Below are 459 nucleotides of genomic sequence, written 5' to 3' on the forward strand. Positions count from 1 at the left end.
GTGCAACCCGCGGATGCGCAGCGCGTCGGCCGGCATCAGGCGCTTTTGCGCGATGTCCGGCGTATGCGCGGCGTCGCGCTTGCGCCGGCGGGTCGTCGTCGCTTCATCCGGCGCGTCGCGATCGACGGCTTCCACCAGCCACGCGATGCCGTTGTCGCGCGACAGGCCGTAGTCGCCGTCCTGCGTCGGTTCGTTCAGACCGAACGTGACCGTGCGCGGCGCGTCGGCCGCGCCGGCGGCGGGCGCGAACTTCATCACGGCCGCGTCGTCGCGGTTCAGCACGCGCGTCGTCGTCGCGCCGAAGATCCGGCCCTTCGCCTGCGCGTACGCGTCGAAGCTGCCGTGCCAGTCGAGGTGGTCCTGCGTGATGTTGAGGATCGCGGCCGCATCGGGCGCGAACGTGCGTGCCGTCTCGAGCTGGAAGCTCGACAGTTCGAGCACCCATACGTCGGGCAGCGC

Annotated in this window: 1 protein-coding gene; it reads right to left on the reverse strand. The window is 71.2% G+C overall.

Going from position 1 to position 459, the window contains the following annotated elements:
• A partial coding sequence (locus M3668_RS10960; protein WP_251380889.1) for a Mur ligase family protein occupies window positions 1-459 on the reverse strand: 459 nt, incomplete at both ends.

The organism is Rothia sp. P100 (assembly GCF_023712425.1).
GTDB classification, from domain to species: Bacteria; Actinomycetota; Actinomycetes; order Actinomycetales; family Micrococcaceae; genus Rothia; species Rothia endophytica.